1 protein-coding gene is annotated in these 341 nt (G+C 56.9%); it reads right to left on the bottom strand.

Annotation, left to right across the window (positions count from 1 at the left end):
* Positions 1–173, bottom strand: a 173-nt coding sequence (locus GSQ77_RS00445; RefSeq protein ID WP_158897928.1) for an efflux RND transporter permease subunit, incomplete at its 3' end; no start/stop codon positions are given.
* Positions 174–341 lie beyond the last annotated feature (168 nt).

Raw genomic sequence — 341 nt, 5'->3', positions numbered from 1 at the left:
ACCTTGGGGTTGGCGCCCGGGTACTGTGCGTGCACGATCACCGAGGGCGGCACCACTTCCGGATACTCGGAAATCGGCAACTGGAACAGCGAGATGATACCGGCTAGCAGAATCAAGACCGATAGCACGCCGGCAAAAATCGGCCGGTCGATAAAGAACTTTGAAATATTCATGGCAGCCTCAAAAAAATCGCTGAATGTTGCGCTGGAGCGTTGAGCTTGCTCATGAGGGTTGCGTCGCGGTGTTTTCACCCGACATCGGCACCGGATTGGCCTTCACTTCGCTGCCCGGGCGTACCCGCTGCAAGCCGCTCACTACGATCTTCTCGCCAGGTTGCAAAC

The sequence above is a fragment of the Burkholderia sp. L27(2015) genome, assembly GCF_009765705.1.
Classification (GTDB): Bacteria; Pseudomonadota; Gammaproteobacteria; order Burkholderiales; family Burkholderiaceae; genus LMUX01.
The sequence above is the reverse complement of the archived record's forward strand: the minus strand, read 5'-3'. Positions and strand labels throughout refer to the sequence as shown.